Origin of the sequence: Micromonospora endophytica (assembly GCF_003236305.1) — a bacterium.
Classification (GTDB): domain Bacteria; phylum Actinomycetota; class Actinomycetes; order Mycobacteriales; family Micromonosporaceae; genus Micromonospora; species Micromonospora endophytica.
On record NZ_POTX01000262.1, the window covers coordinates 1 to 8051 of the forward strand.

Sequence of the window (8051 nt, forward strand, 5' to 3'; positions counted from 1 at the left end):
CCCCCCAACCTCACCCAAACCAGGTGACCCCACCCGTCGATCTAGGGCCTATCGTCGTTACTGGAGATCGACTAACGACACTTGTCCCTAGATCGACGAAGCCGGCTCCCCGGGGTGGGGAGCCGGCTTCGTGGTGCGGTGCGTCAGTTGTTGGGGTCGTCGGCGCTGATGTCGGCGAGCACCGACTGGGGTTCCCGCTCGACAGCCAGGTCACCCATGGACACCAGACCGATCGCCCGGCCCTCCTCGACCACCGGCAGCCGCCGTACGGCGTACGTCCGCATCAGGTCGGCGGCGGCGACGCTGTCGTCGTACTGGCTCACCGTCACCACGTCCCTGGTGGTGACCTGATTCAGCCGGGTGGTCTCCGGGTCCAGGTTCTCGGCCACGCCCCGGACCGCTATGTCCCGGTCCGTCACGATGCCGACCACCTTGTCGCCGTCGGTCACCACCACGTCGCCGATCGCCGAGTCACGCATCTCCCGGGCCGCCGCGGCCAGCGTGTCGTTGCCGTCCATGGTCACCAACCGGGTCGTCATGAACTCTCCGACGGTTGTCATGGCGCCTCCCTCTCGGTGTAGGGCAACCATGGGTCTACCCGACGGCCGCGACCAGTAACGCCGCCCACCCGCCGAGCGGTCAGCGCTCGGCGGCGACCAGCTCGGCCAGCTGCACGGCGTTGAGCGCGGCGCCCTTGCGCAGGTTGTCGTTGGAGCAGAACAGCGCGAGCCCGTGCTCGACGGTCTCGTCGGCGCGGATCCGGCCGACGAAGGTCGGGTCCTGCCCGGCGGCCTGCAACGGCGTCGGCACGTCGCTGAGCGCCACCCCTGGCGCGTCGGCGAGCAGCTCGTACGCCCGCTGCGGGCTGATCGGCCGGGCGAACCGGGCGTTGATCTGGAGCGAGTGGCCGGTGAAGACCGGCACCCGGACGCAGGTGCCGGAGACCTTCAGCTCGGGGATCTCCAGGATCTTGCGGCTCTCGTTGCGCAGCTTCTGCTCCTCGTCGGTCTCCGCCGACCCGTCGTCGACTATCGAGCCGGCGAGCGGGAGCACGTTGAACGCGATCGGCCGGGCGAACGAGCGGGGGGCGGGGAACTCCACAGCGGTGCCGTCGAAAGCCAGGCCGGCGGCGTTCTCGGCGACCTTGCGGACCTGCTCGTCCAGCTCGGCGACGCCGGAGAGGCCGGCACCGGAGACCGCCTGGTACGTCGAGACGACCAGGCTGACCAGCTCCGCCTCGGCGTGCAGCGGGCGCAGCACCGGCATCGCGGCCATGGTGGTGCAGTTCGGGTTGGCGATGATGCCTCTCGGCCGATCGGCTGCGGCGTGCGGGTTGACCTCGGCGACGACCAGCGGCACCTGCGGATCCATCCGGAACGCCGACGAGTTGTCGATGACCACCGCCCCGGCGGCGGCGACCCGCGGCGCCAACTGCTTCGCGCTGCCCTTGCCGGCGGAGAAGAGCACGATGTCCAGCCCCGAGTAGTCGGCGGTGGCCGCGTCCTCGACGGCGACCTCCTCGCCGCGCCACGGCAGCGTCCGTCCCACCGATCGCGCCGAGGCGAAGAACCGCACCTGCTCCGCCGGGAACTCCCGGTCCGCCAACACCTGCCGCATGACGCCGCCGACCTGGCCGGTGGCACCCACAATGCCGATCCTCATGCCCGCGAGGCTACCCAGCCTGCGGGGTCGACCGGGAACGCTTTCCCACGGCCGGCGTCGGTACCGGCCCGTCGCGGTGGTCACACCGGGGCGCCGACCCCTGCCAGCAGGCATGATGCCCGGAAAAATGACGCCTTCCCGTCCCGCTGGCCGCAACATCTCACCCCGGAGCCGCCTCGCCGTCGCGTCGCCACGCGACCGACATCACATCCGCACTCTGCCAACCGGCGATCCGTGCCCTCTCGGAACGATGAGGGGCGTCGGTAAATATTTACCAAGCGCATCGAAGGATGGGAGCTGAACATGGCGGTCCGGATCGCCGTCGCCCTGGGCGCACTCGGCAACCTGCTGGCGGTTCTCGTGCTGCCGTGGGCCCGCTACGGCAGCATCGACATACCGCTGCACCGATTCCCCGGCTGGTTCCTCCACGTCGCCGCCGTCGTCGTCCTGTACGGCGCGGCGCTGTGGGCACTGCTGCGGCCCTCGGCGCGCCGGAACCTCGCGGTCGGCGCGGTGGCGGGAGTCGTGGCGGCCGGTGCCGCCGTCGTCATCGCCACCCGGTACGACGACGCGAGCAGTTTCTTCGACGACATCGTTCCGGCGGTCATGCCCAGGCTCGGGTCGGGCGGGCCGGTCGCCATCCTGTCCGTGCTGGTCAGCTTCGCCGCGCTCGCGGTCCTGGCGGCCCGGACCAGGGGCACGTCGACCCCGACCACCAACGACCGGTCCGGCGTCCCGGCCTAGCAAGTCCCGGGCCGGCCTGCGGCAGGCCCGGGACTTCGACGAGCGGCTTCAGCTCGACCCGGGATGGTCGATCACGTCACCGAGGCCGGTGGCGACCAGATCGTCGCGGATCACCGCGGCGTCCCCCTCCACCACCAGGGTCAGCGACTCCGGGTGCAGGTAGCTGGCGGCGGCGGCGGAAACCTGCGCGACGTCGGCGGCGAGCAGGGACTCGCGCAACCGGGCGTGGTAGTCGTCGGGCAGGTCGTGCACCACGAGCGTGGTCAGCGCCCCGGCGATCGCGCGCGGGCTCTGCAACTCGACCGAGAGCTGCCCGGCCCGCCAGGATCGGGCCACCGCCAGTTCGTCCTCGGTCACCCCGCCGGCTTGGGTACGCGCGATCTCGCCTACCGACTCGACGAGCGCCGGGGCGGTCACCGCGGTCTGCACCCCGGAGCTGACCCCGAACCGGCCGAACCGCCGGGACGAGGCGAACTCGCCCCGGATGCCGTACGTGTAGCCGCGTACCTCGCGGATGAGGTGGTTCAGCCGGGAGGTGAACGCGCCACCCAGCACCGTGCCGGCCAGCGAGATCGGCACGTGGTCGGGGTGGGCGCGGTGCGGCGCGGAATGGCCGAGGCGCAGCGTCGACTGCACCGAGCCGGGCCGGTCGACCAGGATGATCCGCCGGTCGCCGCGTAGCGGCACCTCGATCGCCGAACCTCGGTCAACCGGCCCACCGGCGGTGCCGGCGAACGCCGCCGCGGCCAGCGCGTCCAGGTCGATCCGGTCCAGGTCCCCGGCGACCACGAGGGTGCCGGGGCGGATGAACCACTCGGAGTGGAAGACGGTGACGTCCTCGGCGTCCAGGCCGGCCACCGAGCCCGGGTCGCCGTACATCGGGCGGCCCCACCGGTTGTCGGCGCCGAACAGGTCGGCCCGGAGCACCGCGTCGGCGCGCGGGCCGGGATTGGCCCAGTCCATCCGCAGCGCGGTCGCCTCGTCGTCGCGGACCCGGCGGACGTCCTCCGGGTCCAGCTTCGGCGTGCGTACCGCCTCGGCGAGCAGTTCCACGGCGGCGCCCAGCCGTTCCACCGGCACCTGCACGCTGGCCTGGAAGCTGTCCCAGTCCAGCCCGGTCACCAGCTCGGTGCCGAGCGCCTCGATGGCCAGCGCGTACGCGGTGGCGTCCCGCTGGGCGGTGCCCTCCTCCAGCGCCTTGGCCAGCACCCCGCCGAGCCCCTCGGAGCCCACCGGCTCCCGGCCCGCGCCGGCGTCGAGCAACAGCACCGCCACCGCGAGGTTCTGGCCGGGCAGGTGCGCGGCGACGACCTGACCTCCCGCGATGCTCCGGCGGAGCACCTGGGGAAAACGGTAGGGGCGGGCCGCACCCGGGCCGGGACGGTCGGCGATGAGGCTCACGGCTTCTCCTCGGGCTGGTAGGTCAGGGTCACCCGGTCGTCGGCGACGAGCACCTCGGTGGCCGCCTCGGTGATCTGCTCGGCGGTCACCGACAGCCAGGCCGGCAGGCGCTCGGCCACGGTGGCCGGGTCGCCGAACTGCGTGGCGTACCGGCCCAGGGCGTCCGCCCGACCGTCCACCGTGGACATCTGCCGCCACCAGGCGGTGGCGAGCAGCGCCTTCGCGCGCGCCAACTCGGCCGCCGTCACCGGCACCGTGGCCAGCTCGTCGACCACCTCCGCCAGGCCGGCGGCCAGCCGCTCGCCGCTCACTCCCGGCCGGGCCGTGGCGGTGGCGATCAGCGGTGCCGGCCCGTGCGCCAGATCCACCCCGTACGCCCCGACCAGGTCCGGCTGGGCGATCCGCTCACCGTCGGCGAGCCGCTGGTAGAGCCGGCTGCCCCGGCCGCTGCCGAGCACGGTGGCGAGCACCGTCAGCACGTCGTAGCCCGGGGTGCCGAACGGGTAGGTGCGGTGCGCGACGTACACCCGGGGTGCCGGCACGTCGGTGACCACCGTCTCTGCCATCGGCACGCCGGTGGCCGGCACCACCCGGCCGTCGGGCGCCGGTGGAATCTCCGACCGGGGCGGGATGGCGCCGAAATACTTCTCCGCCAGGGCCACCACCTCCTCGGTGGTGGTGTCGCCGACGACGGTCAGTACCGCGTTGTTGGGGGCGTAGTAGGTCTGGTGGAACGCCTGGAAGGTGGCCAGGTCGGCGGCGTTCAGGTCGGCCATCGAGCCGATGGTGGCGTGGTGATAGGGGTGGCCCGGCGGATAGAGCAGCGGCAGCAACCGCAGCCAGGCGTCGCCGTAGGGCACGTTCTCGTAGCGCTGGCGGCGTTCGTTCTTGACCACGTCCCGCTGGTTGTCCAGCGTCTCCTGGGTCAGCGCCGGCACCAGCCCGCCCATCCGGTCGGCCTCCAGCCAGAGCGCCAGTTCGAGATGCTCGGCCGGGACCGTCTCGAAGTAGTTGGTGCGGTCCGGGTTGGTGGTCGCGTTGAGCGACCCGCCCGCCCCCTGCACCAGTTTCATGTGCTCGGTCTTTGCCACATGCAGCGAGCCCTCGAACATCAGGTGCTCGAAAAGGTGCGCGAAGCCGGTCTGGCCGGACGGCTCGTGCCGCGAACCGACGTCGTACCAGAGGTTGACCGCGACCGCGGGGGCGGTGCGGTCCTCGCTGACCACCACGCGCAGGCCGTTGTCCAGTCGGGTCGTCGAGATGGGCCAGGGGTAACCGCTGTCGGGCATGGCACCGACGCTATCCGATCCCGCGCGTGGACACGGCCCGGGCCACGCGCCGGCGAGCCGGCGCATGGCCCGCGGTCCGACGGTTCGACGCCGGACCACGCCGCTCAGTCCGGCGGTTCGATGGGGGTCACCGTCTGATCCGAGGTACGCCGTTCCAGCACGGTGTCGGGGGCGGCGTTCCGGTCGGCTTCCCGCAGATCGGACTCGGCGAGGATCGCGTCGGCCTGGGCCTGCGGGTCGTCGCTGCCGGCGGCCGCCTCCTCGGGCAGCAGGTGGGCGCGGGACTCCACCCGCTCCTGGTCGCTCCGCTCATCACTCATGCCGCTTCCATACCCACCGCCCTGCGCCCGCACGCCGATAAGGAGGGTCCCCCTATTAACGCCTGGGGTGGTGAAGGGGCCCCCTATTAACACTTGTCAACGCCTCAGCGGAACGGACCGCGCACCTCGTAGGTGATCCCGCCAGCGGATGCACCGGAGCTGCCGCGCTGCGAGGAGAAGTAGAACCGGGTGCCGTCCGGCGAGAAGGCCGGGCCGCAGAGCTCCGATGAGGACTGGCCGGTGACGCGCAGGAACGGTGCGACCACCCCGTCCGGCGTGATCACGCAGATCTCCATGTTGCCGCCGTCCTCGGCGACGTAGAGGTCGCCGGAACGGGCACCGGTGATGTTGTCCACGCCGGTCAGCGGCGCGGTGCCGGAGACCAGCGAGTCGTCGTACGCCAGCTCGATGCGCTGCTTGACCGCGTCGTACGCCCAGACCCGGTTGTCGCCCTTCGTGGTGAACCAGCAGGTGCCGTCGGCGTACCAGCAGCCCTCACCACCCGGGAAGCGTTTGGCGCCGGCGACCTGGTCGCGGGTCGGTGTGCCGGCGGCGCCGGGGTCGGGCACCTGGGCCCAGGTCACCGGGCCGCTGGCGGCGGTGCCGGCGACCAGCACCTCCAGGGTGCCGGCGGAGAGGTCGCCCCAGGTCCTCGGCCGGAACCGGTAGAAACAGCCGTCCGGCTCGTCCTCGGTGAGGTAGACCACCCGGCGGTCGGGGTCGCACGCCGCGGCCTCGTGGGTGAACCGTCCCATCGCGGCGCGGCGCACCGCCGCCGCACCGCCCTGCGGGTACGTCTCGTAGACGTACCCCCGGCTGACCTCCTCGCAGGAGAGCCAGGTCGCCCACGGTGTGGCGCCGCCGGCGCAGTTGCGGTGGGTGCCGGAGAGGATCCGGTACGCCGAGGCGATGCCGCCGTCGGCGTCGAACCGGATCGCCGAGGCCCCGCCGTCCGGGGTGATCTCGGAGTTCGAGACGTAGATCCAACCCGTGCCGGCGGCGAAGCAGGCGCCGCCGTCGGGCGCGTCGTGCCAGGTGTACGAGGTGCCGGGCACCACCTGCCGGGACCGGGCGACGACCCGGCTGGAGAATCCGGCGGGCAGTTGGAGGCCGTTGCCGTTCGGGGCTGCCAGCGCGCCGAAAGGGCTGGGACCAGGGCGTTCGGGCCTGGCTGCGGCACAGGCCCAGAGGCTGCCGGAGAGGGCGGCAGCACCACCGGCGACGGCACTCCGGAGCACGGTACGACGATCCATCGGCACCTCCGCACGACTTCGCCGGGCACCGCTCACGCTACCCATGGCCGCTCGGCGGGTGCGACCTCGACCACGGCAGAGGGTGAACAGCGGCGGTGCGTGCGGTAGTCTTACCGCCGTGACACGGTCGTATCGATGGTTTAGGCAGCCGGCTCGCAAGCCGGTGACCTCACCATGATCTGACGTCACCGTTTTCGAGCCGGCCGGGCAGGAGCTTTCGTTCCTGCCCTTTCGCGTACGAGCAGCCGGCTCGACCCGGGCACCGGCCCCGGGTGCGGTCGGCGGAAGGATGCCCACCGTGACGACCCCGGACAACCACCGGGTCATCGACCAGCGGATCGACCGTGTCGTGCCGCTGACCACCCCGGCCCTGCTGCACCACGAACTCCCCCTGGACGACGACCTCACCTCGGCGGTGATCGCCGGGCGACGCGCCGTCGGTCAGGTGCTCGACCGGGTCGACGACCGGCTGCTGGTGGTGGTCGGCCCCTGCTCGGTGCACGACCCGGCCGCCGCCCTGGAGTACGCTCACCGGCTCCGCGAGGCAGCCGCGCGGGTCGCCGACGACCTGCTGGTGGTGATGCGGGTCTACTTCGAGAAGCCGCGTTCCACGGTGGGTTGGAAGGGTCTGATCAACGATCCCGCGCTGGACGGCTCCGGCGACGTCAACACCGGTCTACGCAAGGCGCGGGCGCTCCTGCTCGACGTGCTGCGTCTCGGCCTGCCGGTGGGGTGCGAGTTCCTCGACCCGATCACACCGCAGTACATCGCGGACACCGTGGCGTGGGGGGCGATCGGGGCCCGCACCGTGGAGAGCCAGGTGCACCGCCAACTGGCCTCCGGCCTGTCCATGCCGATCGGCATGAAGAACCGCCCGGACGGCAGCATCGCCACGGCGGTCGACGCGATCCGGGCCGCCGGCGTACCGCACGTCTTCCCCGGCATCGACGTCTCCGGCACCCCGGCGATCATGCACACCCGGGGCAACGCCGACGGTCACCTGGTGCTGCGCGGCGGCGGGGGCCGACCGAACTACGACGCGGCGTCGGTGGCCGGCGCGCTGGACCTGCTGCGCGCCGCCGGCCTGCCGGAACGGCTGGTGCTGGACGCCAGCCACGCCAACAGCGGCAAGGACCACCGCAACCAGCCCACGGTGGCCGCCGACATCGCCGGGCAGATCGCCGCCGGGCAGCGGGGCATCGTCGGGATCATGCTGGAGAGCTTCCTCGTACCCGGCCGGCAGGATCTCGACCCCACCCGGGAGCTGACGTACGGCCAGTCGGTCACCGATGCCTGCATCGGCTGGGACACCACCGACGAGGTGCTGACCCAGCTCGCCACCGCCGTCCGCACCCGCCGCGCCGCCCACCCCCACTCCCTCC

The 8051-nt window shown here is 72.4% G+C and carries 8 protein-coding genes; 2 read left to right on the forward strand and 6 right to left on the reverse strand.

The annotated features are described in order from the left end of the window. Window positions 1-143: 143 nt before the first annotated feature. Window positions 144-560 carry a CBS domain-containing protein gene (locus C1I93_RS26005; RefSeq protein WP_111245914.1) on the reverse strand — a complete coding sequence of 139 codons (417 nt, stop codon included), beginning with the start codon at window positions 558-560 and terminating at the stop codon, window positions 144-146. Between the two features lie 79 nt (window positions 561-639). Further along, window positions 640-1662, reverse strand: coding sequence for an aspartate-semialdehyde dehydrogenase (locus C1I93_RS26010; protein ID WP_111245915.1), 1023 nt, complete (start codon window positions 1660-1662; stop codon window positions 640-642). Window positions 1663-1965: 303 nt separating this feature from the next. Between C1I93_RS26010 and C1I93_RS26015 the strand changes: the two genes are divergently transcribed. After that, on the forward strand, window positions 1966-2406 hold the full coding sequence (locus tag C1I93_RS26015; RefSeq protein WP_111245916.1) for a hypothetical protein: 441 nt from the start codon (window positions 1966-1968) through the stop codon (window positions 2404-2406). A 48-nt stretch (window positions 2407-2454) separates the two neighbouring features. On the opposite strand, the gene C1I93_RS26020 is transcribed toward C1I93_RS26015, so the two are convergent. From C1I93_RS26020 to C1I93_RS26035, 4 genes are all read right to left on the reverse strand, one after another. Next, on the reverse strand, window positions 2455-3807 hold the full coding sequence (locus tag C1I93_RS26020; protein WP_111245917.1) for a M16 family metallopeptidase: 1353 nt from the start codon (window positions 3805-3807) through the stop codon (window positions 2455-2457). Continuing rightward, window positions 3804-5096: a M16 family metallopeptidase gene (locus C1I93_RS26025; protein ID WP_111245918.1), complete on the reverse strand. Its 1293-nt coding sequence runs from the start codon at window positions 5094-5096 to the stop codon at window positions 3804-3806. Before C1I93_RS26025 ends, C1I93_RS26020 begins: the two co-directional genes overlap by 4 nt. Before the next feature lie 104 nt (window positions 5097-5200). After that, complete coding sequence (locus C1I93_RS26030) at window positions 5201-5416, reverse strand: hypothetical protein (protein WP_111245919.1); 216 nt, start codon at window positions 5414-5416, stop codon at window positions 5201-5203. Between the two features lie 104 nt (window positions 5417-5520). Beyond that, window positions 5521-6669: an alkaline phosphatase PhoX gene (locus tag C1I93_RS26035; protein WP_111245920.1), complete on the reverse strand. Its 1149-nt coding sequence runs from the start codon at window positions 6667-6669 to the stop codon at window positions 5521-5523. A gap of 289 nt (window positions 6670-6958) precedes the next feature. Here C1I93_RS26035 and C1I93_RS26040 point away from each other — a divergent pair. Next, window positions 6959-8051 (forward strand): 3-deoxy-7-phosphoheptulonate synthase (locus C1I93_RS26040; protein WP_111245921.1); only part of this gene is annotated, 1093 nt, incomplete at its 3' end.

What these genes read in the sequence shown, in the direction of transcription:
- C1I93_RS26035 (WP_111245920.1), bottom strand. Translation starts at nt 6,669, where the DNA reads ATGGATCGTCGTACCGTGCTCCGGAGTGCCGTCGCCGGTGGTGCTGCC.
- C1I93_RS26015 (WP_111245916.1), top strand. Translation starts at nt 1,966, where the DNA reads ATGGCGGTCCGGATCGCCGTCGCCCTGGGCGCACTCGGCAACCTGCTG.
- C1I93_RS26025 (WP_111245918.1), bottom strand. Translation starts at nt 5,096, where the DNA reads ATGCCCGACAGCGGTTACCCCTGGCCCATCTCGACGACCCGACTGGAC.
- C1I93_RS26010 (WP_111245915.1), bottom strand. Translation starts at nt 1,662, where the DNA reads ATGAGGATCGGCATTGTGGGTGCCACCGGCCAGGTCGGCGGCGTCATG.
- C1I93_RS26030 (WP_111245919.1), bottom strand. Translation starts at nt 5,416, where the DNA reads ATGAGTGATGAGCGGAGCGACCAGGAGCGGGTGGAGTCCCGCGCCCAC.
- C1I93_RS26005 (WP_111245914.1), bottom strand. Translation starts at nt 560, where the DNA reads ATGACAACCGTCGGAGAGTTCATGACGACCCGGTTGGTGACCATGGAC.